The 17,137-nt window shown below is 72.4% G+C and carries 15 protein-coding genes; 5 read left to right on the top strand and 10 right to left on the bottom strand.

All coding sequences use genetic code 11. The annotated features are described in order from the left end of the window. The 3 genes from AC1Q5D_RS14900 to AC1Q5D_RS14890 form a co-directional block, all read right to left on the bottom strand. Positions 1-493 (bottom strand): transposase (locus tag AC1Q5D_RS14900; protein ID WP_481739248.1); only part of this gene is annotated, 493 nt, incomplete at its 3' end. Between the two features lie 89 nt (positions 494-582). Then, on the bottom strand, positions 583-1,194 hold the full coding sequence (locus AC1Q5D_RS14895; protein ID WP_481739245.1) for a hypothetical protein: 612 nt from the start codon (positions 1,192-1,194) through the stop codon (positions 583-585). 597 nt (positions 1,195-1,791) lie between these two features. Then, positions 1,792-2,775, bottom strand: coding sequence for a heme o synthase (locus AC1Q5D_RS14890; protein ID WP_481739244.1), 984 nt, complete (start codon positions 2,773-2,775; stop codon positions 1,792-1,794). Between the two features lie 331 nt (positions 2,776-3,106). On the opposite strand from AC1Q5D_RS14890, the gene tkt reads away from it, so the two are divergent. From tkt to AC1Q5D_RS14865, 5 genes are all read left to right on the top strand, one after another. Beyond that, a complete protein-coding gene (tkt, locus tag AC1Q5D_RS14885; protein ID WP_481739243.1) occupies positions 3,107-5,221 on the top strand; it encodes a transketolase in 2,115 nt (704 codons plus the stop codon). Between the two features lie 36 nt (positions 5,222-5,257). Next, complete coding sequence (gene tal, locus AC1Q5D_RS14880) at positions 5,258-6,376, top strand: transaldolase (protein ID WP_481739242.1); 1,119 nt, start codon at positions 5,258-5,260, stop codon at positions 6,374-6,376. A gap of 2 nt (positions 6,377-6,378) precedes the next feature. Continuing rightward, the gene (locus AC1Q5D_RS14875; RefSeq protein ID WP_481739241.1) at positions 6,379-8,070 is read left to right on the top strand and encodes a glucose-6-phosphate isomerase; all 1,692 of its coding nucleotides are present in this window, start codon (positions 6,379-6,381) and stop codon (positions 8,068-8,070) included. 176 nt (positions 8,071-8,246) lie between these two features. Then, entirely contained in the window at positions 8,247-9,791 is a 1,545-nt protein-coding gene (gene zwf, locus AC1Q5D_RS14870; protein ID WP_481739240.1) for a glucose-6-phosphate dehydrogenase, read from the top strand. Then, entirely contained in the window at positions 9,788-10,729 is a 942-nt protein-coding gene (locus tag AC1Q5D_RS14865) for a glucose-6-phosphate dehydrogenase assembly protein OpcA (protein ID WP_481739239.1), read from the top strand. Before zwf ends, AC1Q5D_RS14865 begins: the two co-directional genes overlap by 4 nt. A gap of 87 nt (positions 10,730-10,816) precedes the next feature. On the opposite strand, the gene secG is transcribed toward AC1Q5D_RS14865, so the two are convergent. The 7 genes from secG to AC1Q5D_RS14830 form a co-directional block, all read right to left on the bottom strand. After that, a complete protein-coding gene (secG, locus tag AC1Q5D_RS14860; RefSeq protein ID WP_481739238.1) occupies positions 10,817-11,068 on the bottom strand; it encodes a preprotein translocase subunit SecG in 252 nt (83 codons plus the stop codon). Between the two features lie 22 nt (positions 11,069-11,090). Continuing rightward, positions 11,091-11,906 (bottom strand): triose-phosphate isomerase, encoded by an 816-nt coding sequence (tpiA, locus tag AC1Q5D_RS14855; RefSeq protein ID WP_481739237.1) that lies wholly within the window; start codon positions 11,904-11,906, stop codon positions 11,091-11,093. 5 nt (positions 11,907-11,911) lie between these two features. Further along, positions 11,912-13,141 (bottom strand): phosphoglycerate kinase, encoded by a 1,230-nt coding sequence (locus tag AC1Q5D_RS14850; RefSeq protein WP_481739236.1) that lies wholly within the window; start codon positions 13,139-13,141, stop codon positions 11,912-11,914. A 75-nt stretch (positions 13,142-13,216) separates the two neighbouring features. Beyond that, positions 13,217-14,227, bottom strand: a complete 1,011-nt coding sequence (gene gap / locus AC1Q5D_RS14845; RefSeq protein WP_481739235.1) for a type I glyceraldehyde-3-phosphate dehydrogenase — start codon at positions 14,225-14,227, stop codon at positions 13,217-13,219. Between the two features lie 170 nt (positions 14,228-14,397). Further along, entirely contained in the window at positions 14,398-15,027 is a 630-nt protein-coding gene (locus tag AC1Q5D_RS14840; RefSeq protein WP_481739234.1) for a superoxide dismutase, read from the bottom strand. A gap of 80 nt (positions 15,028-15,107) precedes the next feature. Continuing rightward, positions 15,108-16,088, bottom strand: a complete 981-nt coding sequence (whiA, locus tag AC1Q5D_RS14835) for a DNA-binding protein WhiA (protein ID WP_481739233.1) — start codon at positions 16,086-16,088, stop codon at positions 15,108-15,110. Beyond that, positions 16,079-17,137, bottom strand: coding sequence for a gluconeogenesis factor YvcK family protein (locus AC1Q5D_RS14830; RefSeq protein ID WP_481739232.1), 1,059 nt, complete (start codon positions 17,135-17,137; stop codon positions 16,079-16,081). Before AC1Q5D_RS14830 ends, whiA begins: the two co-directional genes overlap by 10 nt.

The raw sequence follows: 17,137 nt of genomic DNA, 5'->3' as shown, positions 1-17,137 counted from the left end.
CGGCCTCCAGGGGCCGGTTCTGCCACTGGGCGACCTCGTCGGCGACCACGTCGGTGACCCGGGAGATCGTCGCCGCGGAGACCTTGGCCCCGTAGATCTCCTCGAGGTGGGAGCCGATGTCCCGGGTGCTCATCCCCCGGGCGTAGAGCGAGAGGACCATGTCCTCGACCTTGCCCAGCCTGCGGGCGCGCTTGGGCACGATCACCGGCTCGAAGGAGCCGTTTCGGTCCCTCGGGACCGTGATCCGCACCGGCCCTTGGAGGGTCTGGACGCTCTTGGTGGCCTTGCCGTTGCGGGAGTTGCCCGTGCCGTGCCCGGCGGGGTCCCCGGACTCGTAGCCGAGGTGGTCGCTCATCTCGGTCTCCAGGGCCCGCTCGAGCACGGCCTTGGTCATGCGCGAGAGCAGCTCCTCGACCCCGTGCCGGCCCTCGCCGAGGTCCTCGGCCGCCGTGACCAGCGCGTCGATCTGCTCCGGGTCCAGCACCCCGGCCAGGGGATTGTCGATCATGTCGTTTTCAGCCACGAGGGCCCGTCCTTTCGGGGATGAAACCACAGGTCACACCCCAGTTAGAGACCGGACCCTTACACACCTAATGAAACACCCTCCAGCTGCACGGCCTTGGACCGGGTGCCCGCGGCGGTGGCGCCCGCGGCGTGCCCGATCAGCTCGGCCTCGAACCCGGCCCGCCGGTCGCGGTTGCGGGCGAACTCGGCCCCCGCCGCGACCCGGTACCGCTCCCACGCCGCCTCCGGGGCCTCGCGCTGCGGCGGTTCCGGGGGCTCGGGCTGCAGCTCCTGGCCCGCGTTCACGATCACCTGGGCGTGCTCGGGGGAGACCACCCCCACCGACAGGGCCGCCAGGGTCGCCGGAAACCCCTCGGCCAGGTCCAGGGCCCGCACGACCCGGGCGCCCATCGTGCCCACCGGGACCCGGTGCGAGGCCGCCAGCGTCTTCGCGGCCGCGCTCACCGCCCACCCCTTAAACCCCGGGTCCTCCCCGGTGAGCACGCACCGCAGGCCCGCGGCCGCGTCCAGCTCCCGCGGCCGGGCCTTCGACCCGGCCGCCAGCCCCTCCAACGCCTCGGCCTGCTCGGCCTCGACCGCGGCGACCACCGCCACCAACACCGCGGCCGAGTCCGCGGCCAACCCCGCCCGCAGGGCCTCGATCGCCAACGAGAGGCACTCGGCCTCCACCGCCGACAACACGACCCCCGGGGCCACCCACAACCGGCCACCGGCCAGGCCCGCCCGCGACGGATCAACCCCCTCCACCACGACCAACCCGGAAGGCGGCACGGGACCCACAGAGGCGGGAACAGGGCTGGCAGCGGCAGTGGCGACCGGGGCGACCGGAACGGCGGACCCCAGACCACGCGGGCCAGCATCGCCGGGCCTCCCGCCTCGAACGCCCCCGCCGGCCCCACCACGCTGCAGATCCATGCACCCAACACTAGAACGCATGTTCTAATCACGGGGCCGCCGAACCCGGAATGTGGATAACGCCGCAGCGCGGCACCTGTGGAGGGCCAGTGGCGGACCCGAGGACACGGCAGGGCCCACTGCCCTCCGCCGTAGCGCGACAGTCTCGCAGGGGAAAGCCCGGCACAAGCCCGGCATCGCCGCGACCCCGGGGCACGAGGGCTCGGGGCTTTCGGGATCAATCCCGACGGCTCGGGGCTCTCGGGTTCAATCCCTCAGGAACGCCGAAACCGTCCAGAACGACGCGAGGCCTCGGCCAGATCGCCGAGCCCGGGATGCGTGCGCCAGAACGCGACACGTCCGGCGGCACACCTACGAGAAGATCGGTTGCCCCACGAACGGGTCGATCGCCAGGGCCACGAACACGAGCGTGAGGTACGTGATCGAGATGTGGAAGACCTTCATGGCCTTGCGGTTCATGTCCTGGGGCAGGTGCTCGCGCTGGGCCTCGCGGTAGAGCCGGTGGGACTCGTAGATGAACCAGGCGCCGGAGACGGTGGCCAGGATCGTGTAGACGATGCCGGCGGAACCGAGCGGAACCAGGAGGAGGGAGCAGACGACGGTCGCCCAGGCGTAGAGCACCACCTGCACGGAGACCGTGCGCGCGCCCGCCACGGCGCCCAGCATCGGAACGTCGGCGGCGTTGTAGTCGTCCGCGTACTTCATGGACAGCGGCCAGTAGTGCGGCGGGGTCCACAGGAAGATGATGAGGAAGAGGATGACCGCGGGCCAGTCGACGCGGTTGGTCACGGCGGCCCAGGCGATGAGCACCGGCATGCACCCGGCGATGCCGCCCCAGACGATGTTCTGCGGCGTCCGCCGCTTCAGGATCAGCGTGTAGAACACCACGTAGAGCAGGATGGCGCCGAGCCCGAGGGCAGCTGTCAGCAGGTTCGCCCCGGCCCACAGGATGGCGATGGAGGCCACGCCAATCGCCCATGCGAAGGCCAACGCCTCACGCGGCGTCACCTCTCCGGTGACGAGGGGGCGGCCCTTCGTCCGGTCCATGAGGCGGTCCATATCGCGGTCGATGTAGCAGTTGAACGCGCCGGCGCTGCCGGCCGCGAGCGCGCCTCCGACCATCGTCGCAACCATCGTGACGAGGTCGGGGAACCCGCGCTGCGCGAAGATCATGGTCGGCAGCGTGGTCACCAGCAGCAGCTCGATCACGCGCGGCTTCGTCAGTGCAACATACGCGTGGGCCTTGCGGCCGAGAAAGGCCCCCCAGGGCTCGTCCGGGCGACGCGCGGCCCGCTGCGGGCGCGCGGCATCGGTGGCAGCGTACTTAAGAGACATGCACTCAGTTCTTCATCAGATGCGGGCGGATGGCCCCATCATACCCTTTCCCATCGTCGGGTTTTACGTGACGTAGAAGAAATCACGTGGGGAATCACGACGGCGGCGCCCGGGCGCGCGGCATCCCCCGACCCGCGTTCCCCACGGGCGAACGCGGGCGAAATCTGCCTCGCCAACCGTTCGCCGGGCCCGCATTCGCGCTAGGGTTGGGTTCAGACGCGCCGGAGCCATTCCATGGCCTCGTGTGTGGGGCCGCACCAAGGACGGGCGGTTGCCCGGACCCGGGCGCCGGCCGCGTAGTCGCAGCAACCACAGCAGGAGGGACCACACCGTGGCGCCACAGACAGATGTCCGCGAACTCGAATGGACCGACCTCGACCGCAAGACGGTCGACACCATCAGGGTTCTGGCCGCCGACGCGGTGGAAAAGGTCGGCAGCGGGCATCCCGGCACGGCCATGAGCCTGGCCCCGGCGGCCTATCTCCTCTTCCAGCGCCACATGCGCCACGACCCGACGGACCCGGAGTGGATCGGCCGCGACCGGTTCATCCTCTCCCCCGGCCACACCTCGCTGACGCTGTACCTGCAGCTGTTCCTCTCCGGCTACGGGCTCGAGCTCGCGGACATCGAGGCCCTCCGCACCTGGGGCGCCAAGACCCCGGGCCACCCGGAGTACGGCCACACCGACGGCGTCGAGATCACCACCGGCCCGCTCGGCCAGGGCCTCGCCTCCGCCGTCGGCTTCGCCTACGGCCAGCGCCGGCTGCGCGGCCTGATGGACCCGGACGCCGCCGCGGGCGAGAGCCCGTTCGACCACACCGTGTGGGTCATCGCCTCCGACGGCGACCTGCAGGAGGGCGTGACGAGCGAGGCGTCCTCGCTCGCCGGCCACCAGCAGCTGGGCAACCTCGTCGTGATCTACGACGAGAACCACATCTCCATCGAGGACGACACCGACGTCGCGTTCACCGAGGACGTGCTCGCCCGCTACGCCGCCTACGGCTGGCACACCCAGCGCGTCGACTGGACGGAGACCGGAGAGTACGTCGAGGACATCGACGCCCTCGACGCCGCGCTGCGCGCTGCCAAGGCCGAGACCGGGCGGCCGTCGATCATCTCGCTGCGCACCATCATCGGCTGGCCCTCGCCGAAGAAGCAGAACACCGGCGGCATCCACGGGTCCAAGCTGGGCACCGAGGAGCTGGCGGCCCTGAAGGAGGTCCTCGGATTCGATCCCGAGGCCCACTTCGCCATCGAGGACGGCGTCCTCGACCACGCCCGCCAGGTCGTCGCGCGCGGCGCCGACGCCCGCCGCGCCTGGGAGGACGGCTTCTCCGCCTGGTCGCAGGCCAACCCGGAGCGGGCCGAGCTGCTCGAGCGCCTGCGCGCGGGCCGGCTGCCCTCCGGCTGGGAGGAGAACCTCCCGGTCTTCGAGGCCGGAAAGGACGTCGCCACGCGCTCCGCCTCCGGCAAGGTCATCAACGCGATCGCCCCCGTGCTGCCCGAACTGTGGGGCGGCTCCGCCGACCTCGCCGGCTCCAACAACACGACGATCGAGGGCGGCGGGTCCTTCATCCCGGAGTCGGCCCAGACCGACGCGTGGAAGGGCAACCCGTACGGCCGGGTCCTGCACTTCGGCATCCGCGAGCACGCCGCCGCCGCGATCGTCAACGGCATCGTCCTGTCCTCGCCGACGCGCGCGTTCTCCGGCACGTTCCTGATCTTCTCCGACTACCAGCGCCCGGCGATCCGCCTCTCGGCCCTGATGGGCATCCCGTCGATCTACGTGTGGACGCACGACTCCATCGGCCTCGGCGAGGACGGCCCGACCCACCAGCCGGTCGAGCAGCTCGCGAGCCTGCGCGCCATCCCGGGTCTGGACGTCGTCCGCCCGGCCGACGCGAACGAGGTCGCCTGGGCCTGGAAGACGGTCCTGGAGAACACGGAGAACCCGGCCGGGCTCGTGCTGACCCGCCAGAACGTGCCGACCTACGACCGGACGGCGCCCGGCTTCGGTGACGCCTCGGGCGTCGCCCGGGGCGCCTACGTCCTCGCCGAGGCGATGGACGCCGACGGCAACGCGACGACGCCGGACGTGCTCCTGCTCGCCACCGGCTCCGAGGTCCAGCTGGCCGTCGAGGCCCGCGAGGCCCTGGCCGCCGAGGGCACGGCCGCCCGCGTCGTGTCGATCCCCTGCCTGGAGTGGTTCCACGCGCAGGACGAGGCGTACCGCGAGGCCGTCCTTCCGGCCGCCGTCCGGGCCCGCGTGTCCGTCGAGGCCGGCGTGGCCCAGGGGTGGCGCGACCTGGTCGGCGACGCCGGCCGGACCGTGTCGCTGGACCACTTCGGCGCGTCCGCCGACTACAAGACGCTCTACCGCGAGTTCGGCATCACCGCCGAGGCCGTGGCCCAGGCCGCGCGCGACTCGCTCGCCGCCGCCCGGTAGCGCAGCCCAGACTTCACGAGGGAAGGAAACCACACCGTGAGCAACCCGAACACCGAAGCCCTGTCCGTGGCCGGCGTCTCCATCTGGCTGGACGACCTGTCCCGCGACCGCCTCGAGGACGGCTCGCTGCGCAAGCTGATCGAGTCCAAGAACGTCGTCGGCGTGACGACGAACCCGTCCATCTTCGCGGCCGCGATCCTCAAGGGCGACATCGCCTACCGCGCGCAGATCGAGGAACTGGCCGCGGCCGGCGCCGACGTCGAGCGCGCCGTTTTCGAGATCACCACCACGGACGTCGCCCGCGCCTGCGACCTGTTCGCCCCCGTGGCCACGGCGTCCTCAGGCGTCGACGGCCGCGTCTCGATCGAGGTCGACCCGCGTCTGGCCCGCGACACCGCCGGCACCATCAAGGAGGCCAAGACCCTCCACGGCGCCGTCGACCGCGAGAACGTGCACATCAAGATCCCGGCCACCGTCGAGGGCCTGCAGGCCATCACGGAGACCCTCGCCGCCGGCATCAGCGTCAACGTCACGCTGATCTTCTCTCTGGAGCGCTACCGGGCCGTCGTCAACGCGTTCATGGAGGGCCTCGAGCGCGCGCACGAGAACGGGCACGACCTGTCCCGGATCCACTCCGTGGCCTCGTTCTTCGTCTCCCGCGTGGACACGGAGATCGACAAGCGCCTCGACGCGGTGGGCACGGAGGAGGCCAAGGCGCTCAAGGGCCAGGCCGGCCTCGCCAACGCCCGCCTGGCGTACCAGGTCTTCGAGGAGCAGTTCGCGACCGAGCGGTGGAAGGTCCTCGCGGCCGCCGGCGCCCGGCCGCAGCGGCCGCTGTGGGCCTCCACCGGCGTCAAGGACCCGGCCTACCCGGACACGCTGTACGTCACCGGCCTCGTCGCCCCGCAGACCGTGAACACCATGCCGGAGAAGACGCTCGAGGCCACGGCCGACCACGCCGAGGTCACGGGCGACACGGTCACGGGGACGTACGCCGAGTCCAACCGCCACCTCGACGACCTCGCGGCGCAGGGCATCGACTACAACGACGTCGTCGCCCAGCTCGAGACCGAGGGCCTCGACAAGTTCGAGGCTTCCTGGAACGAACTGCTCGAGGACGTGCGCATCGCCCTCGACAAGGCGCGGAAGGCCTAGCCGTGGTCGCGCTCGGGTTCCAGGCGGCCGGCGCGGCGGCGGACGCCGTCGAACGCCACGTCCCGCAGCTGGTGGCGGACCGGGTCGCGTCCCGCCTCGCGGAGGCCGACCCCACCCTGTGGGGCGCGGACGCCAAGTCCGAAGCCTCGATCCGTCTCGGCTGGGTCACCGCGGCCCAGACCTCGCGTCCGCTCGTCCGGGACATCCTGGACCTGCGCGACGCGCTCCGGGCCGAGGGCGTGGACCGGATCGTGCTCGCGGGCATGGGCGGTTCCTCGCTCGCGCCCGAGGTCATCGCCCGGACCGCCGGCGTCGAGCTGGTCGTCCTCGACAGCACCGACCCGGAGATGGTCGGCAACGCGCTGGCCGACCGCATCGCCAGCACGGCGATCGTCGTGTCCTCGAAGTCGGGCTCGACCGTCGAGACGGACTCGCTGCGCCGCGTCTTCGAGCGGGCGTTCACCGACGCGGGCCTAGAGGCGGCCCGGCGCATCGTCGTCGTCACCGACCCGGGCTCGCCGATGGACCGCGATTCGCGGGCGGCCGGCTACCGCGCGGTGTTCAACGCCGATCCCCACGTCGGGGGGCGCTACTCCGCCCTCACGGCGTTCGGGCTCGTCCCCGCGGGACTGGCCGGCGTCGACATCGAGGAACTGCTGGACGACGCCGAGGAGACGGCCGACTTCCTGTCCGAGGACGACGAGGACAACATCGCCCTCGCGCTGGGGGCCGCGATGGCCGGCACGGAGCCGCTGCGTGACAAGCTGGTCATCGTCGACGAGGGCTCCGGGATCGTGGGCTTCGCCGACTGGGCCGAGCAGCTGGTCGCCGAGTCCACCGGCAAGCAGGGGGTCGGCCTCCTGCCCGTCGTCGCCACTCCGGACGCCCCCGAGGCGACGTCGCCCGACACCGACGTGCTCCTGGTGCGCCTGGTGCCCTCCATGGACGCGGCGGAGGATGCCGCGGCCGGCGCGGACGACGACGGCGGCGCCGGCGCGGACGACGGCTCGCCCGGCCGGGGCGCCCCGGCGGACGGCGTCTGGGTCTCGGGAAGCCTGGGCAGCCAGCTGTTGCTGTGGGAGTACGCGACCGCCGTGGCGGGGCGCCTGCTGGGGATCAACCCGTTCGACCAGCCGGACGTCGAAGCCGCCAAGAACGCGGCCCGCGGGCTGCTCGAGGCGACGCCCGAGCCCGAGCCGGCCCAGCTGGTCGACGGGGGCATCGAGCTGCGGGCCGACGGCACGCTGCTGGAGGACTGTTCGTCGCTCGTGGACGCCCTGCGGACGCTGCTGGTGCGGGTGGGGCCGGCGAACTACCTGTCGATCCAGACCTACCTGGACCGGCTGGGCCACCCCCGGCTGGAGGGGCTGCGGGACGCGCTCGCCGCCACGACGGGCCGCCCCGTCACGTTCGGCTGGGGGCCGCGCTTCCTGCACTCGACCGGCCAGTACCACAAGGGCGGACCGCGCACCGGCGTGTTCCTGCAGATCACGGCGGACTCCGACGCGGACCTGGAGATCCCGGGCCGGCCGTTCACGTTCGGCCAGCTGATCGGTGCCCAGGCCGCCGGGGACGCCCAGGTCCTCGCCGAGCACGATCTGCCGGTGCTGCGCCTGCACCTGCGGGACCGCGGCCCGGCGATCGAGCAGCTCCTCCGCGCCGTCGCCGCCGTCGGGGACCCGACGAACGGCTAGTGCCCGTTGCGGGCCCGGCCACACCTGGCCGGGCCCGCAGCAGCGCGCGTCGCCGACGCCTCCCAGCGCCGACGCCTGGCCTCCGCGGCACCAGGGAGCCGCCCGGCGGTAGGCTGGCCTTGGGCCTCCCCCCGCCCTCCCCCAGTTCCCCGAGTCCGAGCGAGGATCGACTCCCCATGCCCGACACCCTGCAGCGCAATCCCCTGCGCGACCCCCGGGACCGGCGCCTGCCCCGCATCGCGGGGCCCTCGGCGCTCGTCTTCTTCGGCGTCACCGGCGACCTGGCCCGCAAGAAGCTGCTGCCCGCCGTGTACGACCTCGCCAACCGCGGCCTGCTGCCGCCGGGCTTCGCGGTCGTCGGCTTCGGCCGGCGCGACTGGAGCGACGAGGACTTCGCCAGCCAGGTGCGCGGCTGGGTCCGCGCCCACGCGCGCACCCCGTTCAACGAGACGGTGTGGGAGCAGCTCTCGGGCGGCTTCCGGTTCGTCACGGGCGGCTTCGGGGACGACGCCGCGTTCGAGCGGCTCGCCGAGACGCTGGCCGAGCTCGAGACCAGCCGGGGCACCCGCGGCAACCATGCGTTCTACCTCTCGATCCCGCCGAACTCGTTCGAGCAGGTCTGCGAGCAGCTGTCCCGGCACGGCCTGGCCCAGGCCCCGGACGAAGCGGACTCGCCGTGGCGGCGCGTCGTCATCGAGAAGCCGTTCGGGCACGACCTGGCCTCGGCCCGCGAGCTGAACGCGATCGTCGAGTCCGTCTTCCCGCCGGACGCCGTCTTCCGGATCGACCACTACCTCGGCAAGGAGACGGTGCAGAACCTCCTGGCGCTGCGGTTCGCGAACCAGCTCTTCGAGCCGCTCTGGAACGCCAACCACGTGGACCACGTCCAGATCACCATGGCCGAGGACATCGGCATCGGCGGACGCGCCGGCTACTACGACGGCGTCGGCGCCGCCCGGGACGTCATCCAGAACCACCTGCTCCAGCTGCTGGCCCTGACCGCGATGGAGGAGCCGATCTCCTTCGACGCGGACCACCTGCGCGCCGAGAAGGAGAAGGTGCTCGCCGCGGTGCGGCTGCCGCACGACCTGTCCACGGCGTCCGCCCGCGGCCAGTACACGAGCGGCTGGCAGGGCGGGGAACGCGTGACCGGGTTCCTCGACGAGGAGGGGTTCAACCCCGAGTCGACGACGGAGACCTACGCGGCCGTCCGCCTGGACATCAATACCCGCCGCTGGGCGGGCGTCCCGTTCTACCTGCGGGCCGGCAAGCGTCTGGGCCGCCGCGTGACCGAGATCGCCGTGGTCTTCAAGCGCGCCCCCAACCTGCTCTTCGGCGAGCACGCGGACCAGGACTTCGGCCAGAACGCCGTCGTCATCCGGGTCCAGCCCGACGAGGGCGCCACGATCCGGTTCGGCTCCAAGGTCCCGGGCACCCAGATGGAGGTGCGCGACGTGACCATGGACTTCGGCTACGGCCACTCCTTCACCGAGTCGTCGCCGGAGGCCTACGAGCGCCTGATCCTCGACGTACTCCTGGGCGAGCCGCCGCTGTTCCCGCGCCACGCGGAGGTCGAGCTCTCGTGGCGGATCCTGGACCCGTTCGAGGAGCACTGGGCCTCCCTGGACACCCAGCCCGAACCCTACGCCCCCGGAAGCTGGGGGCCCGCCGGCGCCGACGAGCTGCTGGCCCGCGACGGAAGGACGTGGAGGCGCCCGTGATTGTCGATCTGCCCCGCACCACCACCTCGGCGGTCGCCAAGGAGCTCGTGCGCCTGCGCGAGCGCGGCGGCGTCGTCGCGCTCTCGCGCGTGCTGACGCTCGTCCTCGTGACCCGCGCGGGCTTCGAGGAGGAGGCCATCGAGGCCGCCAACCAGGCCAGCCGCGAGCACCCCTGCCGGATCATCGCGGTCGTCGAGGGCTCCCCCTCGGACCCCACCGAACTCAACGCGCAGCTGCGGGTCGGCGGCGACGCGGGCGCCTCCGAGGTCGTCGTCCTGCGTGCCGGCGGGCAACTGTGCACGACGGACGAATCGCTGGTCGCGGCGCTCCTGCTCCCAGACGCCCCCATCGTGGCCTGGTGGCCGCACGGGGTGCCCGACCGCGCGTCGCAGACCGCGATCGGTCGGATCGCCCACCGCCGCATCACCGACTCCGGCGCGGAGGCGGACCCGTACCGCGGCCTCTTCCGGATCGCCGACGGCTACGCGGCCGGGGACACCGACCTCGCCTGGACGCGGCTGACCCTGTGGCGCGCACAGCTGGCCTCCCTCATGGACCAGATCCGCCCCGGAGAGGTCCGCTCGATCACCGTCCAGGGCGCGGCGGACTCCCCCAGCACGGTGCTGCTGGCCGCCTGGCTCACCCTCGGGCTCGACGCCCCGGTCACGATCGCCACCGCCCCCGAGGGCAGCGGCGTGCGCAGCGTCCGGCTCTCCCGCGAGGAGGGCGACGTCGTGCTCTCCCGGCCGCTGGACCACCTGGTCGAGCTGTTCCAGCCCGGGCAGCCCGTCCAGCGGATCTCCATGCCCCGCCGGTCCCTCTCCGAGTGCCTGGCCGAGGAGCTGCGCCGGCTGGACCCGGACGAGGTGTTCGGCGAGGTCGTGCGCGGCGGGCTGCCGCGCACGAACCTGCGGGCCGTCCGGGCCAGCGAGCGGTAGTCCCGCGCAACGCGAGAGGGCGGCCTCCCCGTGGGGAGGCCGCCCTCTCGCGTTGTTCCGTGCCGCCCCCGCGGGCGTGCGCGGGTCCTAGGCCGTTCCGGAGAAGCGCAGCAGCAGTCCCAGGGCCACAATGACCGCGCCCCAGACGAGGCCGAGGACGATCGTGATCCGGTTCAGGTTCCGCTCGGCCACGCCCGACGACCCGAGGGCGCTGCTCATGCCGCCGCCGAACATGTCGGACATGCCGCCGCCCCGCCCCTTGTGCAGGAGGATCAGGAGGGTCAGCAGGAGGCTGGTGATGCCCAGCACGACCTGCAGGACGATGGTGAGAATCTGCACGACGGCCTTCCGTTTGTGGCGTCTAGTCGGTCACGAGATGGTGCTCGAACCTGACAATGCTAGCAAACTCGGCCGGATCGAGGCTGGCGCCGCCCACGAGCAGGCCATCGACGTCACGGCCGCGCATGATGGCCCCCGCGTTCGCCGCCTTGACGGAGCCTCCATAGAGCAGCCGGGCGGAGGCGGCCGCCTCGGCGCCGTGCAGCGCGGACAGCTCGCCGCGCAGCGCGGCGCACATCTCCTGTGCGTCCTCGGGCCCGGCCACCTCCCCGGTGCCGATCGCCCACACGGGCTCGTACGCGACGACCAGGCGGCCGGCCTGCTCCGCGTCGAGGCCGGCGACTGCGGCGCGCAGCTGGCCGAGCGTGTGCTCGACGTGGCGGCCCTCCTGCCGGACCTCGAGCCCCTCGCCGACGCAGAGGACGGGGACCAGCGAGTGGCGGTACGCCGCCTCCACCTTGGCCCGCACCGCGTCGTCGGACTCGCCGTGGATGGTGCGCCGCTCGCTGTGGCCGACGAGTGCGTAGGCGCAGCCGAGGCGGGCGAGGAACTGGCCGGAGACGTCGCCGGTGTAGGCGCCGGAATCGTGCGGGGACAGGTCCTGGCCGCCGTAGGCCAGGGGCAGGTCGTCCCCGGCGACGAGCGTCTGGACGCCGCGCAGGTCCGTGAAGGGCGGGAAGATGGCGACCTCGACGCGGTCGAAGTCGTGGCGGGCGTCCTCGAGCGTCCACGCGAGCTTCTGCAGCAGCGTGATGCCCTGGACGTGGTCCATGTTCATCTTCCAGTTGCCCGCGATCAGCGGGCGCCGGTCGAACCGTCCGTTGGTCGTGGTGGCCATGGGCCCTACTTCCCGTCGAGCGCGGTCAGGCCCGGCAGCTGCTTGCCCTCGAGGTACTCGAGGCTCGCGCCGCCGCCGGTGGAGATGTGGCCGAAGTCGTCCTCGTGGAACCCCAGGGTCCGGACGGCCGCCGCGGAGTCGCCACCGCCGACGACGCTGAACGCCTCCGAGTCGGAAAGCGCCTGGGCCACGGCGCGGGTGCCGCCGGCGAAGGCGTCCATCTCGAACACGCCCATGGGCCCGTTCCAGAAGACCGTGTTGGCGCTGCGGATGTAGCTGGCGAACCGCTCGCCCGACGCCGGACCGATGTCGAGGCCGAGCCCGCCCGATCCGAAGCGGCCGGACTCGAGGGCGTCGGCGGCCAGCACCTCGTGGCCGGCATCGGCCGCGAACTTCTCCGCGACGACGATGTCGGTCGGCAGCACGATGTCGCAGCCGATCTCCTGCGCCCGCTTGAGGTAGCCGCGGCAGGTGTCGAGCTGCTCCTCCTCCAGCAGGCTCGCGCCGACCTCGTGGCCCTGGGCCTTGAGGAACGTGAACGCCATCCCCCCGCCGATCAGCAGGTGGTCCGCGCGGCCCAGCAGGTTGTCGATGACGGCGAGCTTGTCGGAGACCTTGGAGCCGCCCAGCACGACGACGTAGGGGCGCTTGGGCGCATCGGTCAGGGTCTTGAGGACCTCGACCTCGGTGCGGACCAGGTCGCCCTGGTAGGAGGGCAGCTTCGCGGCGATGTCGTACACGGAGGCGTGCTTGCGGTGCACGGCCCCGAACGCGTCGTTGACGTACGCGCCGTTGCCGCCGGTGAGGGTGGCGAGCTCGTCGGCGAACGCGGCCCGCTCGGCCTCGTCCTTGCTGGTCTCGCGGGCGTCGAAACGGACGTTCTCCAGGACGAGGACCTCGCCGTCGCCCAGCGACCCGGCGACGGCGCGCGCGTTCTCGCCCACCGTGTCGGACGCGGTCTTCACGGGGAAGGGCGCCAGCTGGGCCAGGCGGTCCGCGGCGGGACGGATCGAGTACTGCGGATCCGGCTGGCCCTTGGGCCGGCCCAGGTGGGCCATCACGAGGACCCGGGCGCCGGCGTCGGCCAGCTTCTCCAGGACGGGCAGGGAGGCGCGCACGCGGCCGTCGTCCGTCACGGTCGACCCGTCGAGGGGCACGTTGAGGTCGCTGCGCACCAGGACGTGGCGGCCGGCCACGCCCTCGGCAAGGAGGGCATCAAGGGTCTTGGCAGTCATGCATTCAGGCTATACGACGGGCGCCCCGCGGGTCCGTCCGTGACGCGCACGCGCGCCGTCGCGCAGGGCGGCCCGCTAGCGGCCGGTGCCCACCATCCGGGTCAGGTCGATGAGCCGGTTGCTGTAGCCCCACTCGTTGTCGTACCAGCCGATGACCTTGACGGTCTGGCCAATCGACTTCGTCAGGGGCGCGTCGAAGATCGCCGAGTGCGGGTCCCCGACGATGTCGGAGGAGACCAGCGGGTCCTCGCTGTAGCGCAGGTACTCCGCGAGCGGCCCCGACTCGGCGGCCCCGCGGAAGGCCTCGTTGACCTCCTCGACCTCCGCGTGGCGCTGGAGCTCCACGGTCAGGTCGGTGGCCGAACCGGTGATGACGGGGACGCGCATGGCGAATCCGTCCAGGCGGCCCTTGAGCTCGGGGATGACCTCGCCGATGGCCTTCGCGGCGCCGGTCGAGGTCGGGATCATGTTGGCGGCCGCGGCGCGGGCGCGGCGCCGGTCCTTCTTGTGATGGCCGTCCTGGAGGTTCTGGTCCGCGGTGTAGGCGTGGATCGTCGTCATGATCCCGTCGACGATCCCGAAGTAGTCGTGCAGCACCTTCGCCAGCGGAGCGAGGCAGTTCGTCGTGCACGACGCGTTGGAGACGATGTGGTGCGTGTCCGGGTCGTACGTGTCGTCGTTGACGCCGAGGACGAACGTGGCGTCGATGTGCTTGCCGGGCGCCGACAGCACGACCTTCCGGGCGCCCGCGTCGAGGTGCTTGCGCGCATCCGTGCCGTTGTTGAACCGGCCGGTGCACTCGACGACGACGTCGACACCGAGGTCCGCCCACGGCAGCGCCGCGGGGTCCTTCTCGGACAGGACCCGCACCGAGCGGTCGCCCACCAGCAGGTCGTGGCCGGAGGCCTTCACCTCGGCGTCGAGGGGGCCGAGCACGGTGTCGTACTTGACGAGCATCGCCAGGTCGTCGACCGGGGCCAGGTCGTTGGCGGCGACGATCTCGATGTCGTCGCCCAACTGGTGGACCACCCTGAGGGCGTTGCGGCCGATCCGGCCGAGGCCGTTGATGCCGATGCGGACGGTCATGCTCCACTCTCCTCGCGACGGGGACAGGCTGCACGGCCACTCTATCGACGCGTCGCCCGCGGGCAAGGGGGTCCGGGTGAACGCCCCGCGAACGCGAACGGCGCCGCCGCCGCGCCCGGAGTCCGGGATGCGGCGGTCGGCGCCGTGGGCGTGGGGGAACCCCGCGCGGGCTACTTGCCGGCGGTGACCAGCGCGGAGGCGCCGTTGCGGGCGGCCTCGAAGCGCTGGGCCACGTCGGCCCAGTTCACGATGTTCCAGAACGCCTTGACGTAGTCCGCCTTGACGTTCTGGTAGTCGAGGTAGAAGGCGTGCTCCCACATGTCCAGCTGCAGCAGCGGGGTCGTCGCGACCGGGACGCCGTTCTGCTGGTCGTACATCTGCTCGATCACCAGGTTCCCGCCCAGCGGCTCGTAGGCCAGGATCGCCCAGCCGGAGCCCTGGATCGTGGTGGCCGCGCCGGTGAAGTGGCCGCGGAACCCGTCGAAGGAGCCGAAGTACTCGTCGATCGCGGCCGCCAGCTCGCCCTCGGGCTTGTCGCCGCCCTCCGGGGACAGGTTGTTCCAGAAGATCGAGTGGTTGATGTGGCCGCCGAGGTTGAACTGCAGGTCCTTGGACAGCTTGGCGGCGCCGGCGGCGTCGCCCTTGTCCCGGGCCTCCGCCATCTTCTCCAGGGCCGTGTTGGCGCCGGTCACGTACGCGTTGTGGTGCTTGGAGTGGTGCAGCTCCATGATCCGCGCCGAGATGTGCGGCTCCAGGGCGGCGTAGTCGTAGGACAGCTCCGGAAGGGTGTACTGCGTCATCGTTCCTCCATTCGTGGTGCGCCCCGCGGGGGCGTGCCGTTCATGCATCCCGCGCCCGGCAGGACGCGGAAACCTGTGTCTCAGCCTTCGAGCATCTCTTGCGTGACGCTGGCCTCGGTGCCGGGGATCCCGAGTTCGGTGGCCCGCTTGTCGGCCATGGCCAGGAGCCGCCGGATCCGCCCGGCGATCGCGTCCTTGGTCATCGGCGGGTCCGCCAGCCGGCCGAGCTCGTCGAGGCTGGCCTGCTTGTGCGCGACGCGGAGCGCGCCGGCGTACTGCAGGTGGTCGGGGACGTCGTCGCCGAGGATCTCGAGCGCGCGCTCGACGCGCGCGCCGGCGGCGACGGCGGCCTGCGCGGAGCGGCGCAGGTTGGCGTCGTCGAAGTTGGCGAGCCGGTTCGCGGTGGCGCGCACCTCCTTGCGCATGCGGCGCTCCTCCCACACCATCAGCGCGTCGTGGGCGCCCATGCGGGTCAGCAGCGCGGCGATGCTGTCGCCGTCGCGGATGACGACGCGGTCGATGCCGCGCACCTCGCGCGCCTTCGCGACGATGTCCAGGCGGCGGGCGGCGCCGACGAGGGCCAGGGCTGCTTCCGGGCCGGGGCAGGTGACCTCCATGGAGGAGGATCGCCCGGGCTCGGTGAGCGAGCCGTGGGCCAGGAACGCGCCGCGCCAGACGGCCTCGGCGTCGCCGACCGACCCGTTGACGATCGCTGCGGGCAGGCCCCGGACCGGCCGGCCCCGCCCGTCGAGGAGCCCGGTCTGGCGGGCCAGCGACTCGCCCTCGCGGACGACGCGGACGACGTACCGGTTCCCGCGGCGCAGGCCGCCGCCGGAGACCACGATGATCTCCGCCGCGTGCCCGTAGACCTCCGCGATCGACTGGCGGAGGCGGCGGGCGGTGGCGGCGAGGTCCACCTCGGCCTCGATCACGATCCGCCCGGAGACGATGTGCAGGCCGCCGGCGAAGCGCAGCATCGCGGAGACCTCGGCCTTGCGTTCGGAGGACTTCTTGACGTCCAGCCGGGACAGTTCCTCCTTGACCGAGGCTGTCAGTGCCATGGCTTGTCTTCCTCACTGCCGTTGTCATGCGTCTCGAAGGCCGCGAACACGTCCTGGTAGGCGCTGGCCAGCCGCAGCGGCGCGTGGACGGCGCGGCCCCTGCCCTCGCCTACCTTACCGAAAAAGCACCGGGCGCCCAGCCGTTCGGCGGCGGCCCGGAACTCCTCGACGTCGTCGATCGAGGACGGGTCGGCGACGACGGCGTCGAAACGCAGGTCCGGCGCATACCGGTTGATGACCTTCAGGTGGTCCGCCGCGGAGAGCCCGGCGGTCTCGTGGTCCGACGTGAGGTTCGTGGTCAGCAGGCGCCGCGCCGGGGTGGCCTCCAGGGCCCGCCGCATCTCCGGCAGCATCAGGTGCGGCAGCACGGAGGTGTACCAGGAGCCGGGGCCGAGCACGACCCAGTCGACCAGCTCGATCGCCTCGAGCGCCTCGGGGCACGCCGGGGCGTCGGCGGGGCTGAGCTCGACGTGGCTGACCGCCCCGTTCTTGCCCGCGACGGCCAGTTCGGCCTGGCCCTCGATGCGCTGGTTGACGAGGCGCCCCTCCGGGTCCTCGCCCAGCACCTCCCCGGCGATCGTCAGCGGGACGGTGCTCATGGGCAGCACCTGGCCCCGGGCGCCCAGCAGGGCCCCCGCCCAGCGGAGCCCCGCCACGGGGTCCCCGAGCAGTTCCCACAGCGTCACGATCAGCAGGTTGCCGATGGCGTGGTTGGCCAGCCCGGCGGCGTCGCCGGGCTGGCCGCCCGGGGCGAACCGGTGTTGCATGACGTCGCGCCAGGTGCGGCCCCAGTCCGTGTCGTCGCACAGCGCGGCCAGCGCCATGCGCAGGTCCCCCGGCGGCAGGACGCCGAGGTCGCGGCGGAGGCGCCCGGACGAGCCGCCGTCGTCGGCCACGGTGACGATGGCCGTGAGGTCGGTGGTGATCCGCCGCAGCGCCGCCAGCGTGGCGGAGAGGCCGTGGCCGCCGCCGAGGGCAGCGACGCTGACGGAACCGCGCCCCCCGGCCGACGGCGGGGGGACGAGCGGGAACTGGCCGGTGACCGCCAT

This window comes from Arthrobacter paludis (assembly GCF_056782315.1).
Note: the sequence above shows the minus strand (reverse complement) of the source record. Positions and strands in the feature narration are given on the sequence as shown.

What these genes read in the sequence shown, in the direction of transcription:
- whiA (WP_481739233.1), bottom strand. Translation starts at nt 16,088, where the DNA reads ATGGCACTGACAGCCTCGGTCAAGGAGGAACTGTCCCGGCTGGACGTC.
- AC1Q5D_RS14890 (WP_481739244.1), bottom strand. Translation starts at nt 2,775, where the DNA reads ATGTCTCTTAAGTACGCTGCCACCGATGCCGCGCGCCCGCAGCGGGCC.
- AC1Q5D_RS14840 (WP_481739234.1), bottom strand. Translation starts at nt 15,027, where the DNA reads ATGACGCAGTACACCCTTCCGGAGCTGTCCTACGACTACGCCGCCCTG.
- AC1Q5D_RS14830 (WP_481739232.1), bottom strand. Translation starts at nt 17,137, where the DNA reads ATGGCGGTCACCGGCCAGTTCCCGCTCGTCCCCCCGCCGTCGGCCGGG.
- AC1Q5D_RS14850 (WP_481739236.1), bottom strand. Translation starts at nt 13,141, where the DNA reads ATGACTGCCAAGACCCTTGATGCCCTCCTTGCCGAGGGCGTGGCCGGC.
- zwf (WP_481739240.1), top strand. Translation starts at nt 8,247, where the DNA reads ATGCCCGACACCCTGCAGCGCAATCCCCTGCGCGACCCCCGGGACCGG.
- gap (WP_481739235.1), bottom strand. Translation starts at nt 14,227, where the DNA reads ATGACCGTCCGCATCGGCATCAACGGCCTCGGCCGGATCGGCCGCAAC.
- tpiA (WP_481739237.1), bottom strand. Translation starts at nt 11,906, where the DNA reads ATGGCCACCACGACCAACGGACGGTTCGACCGGCGCCCGCTGATCGCG.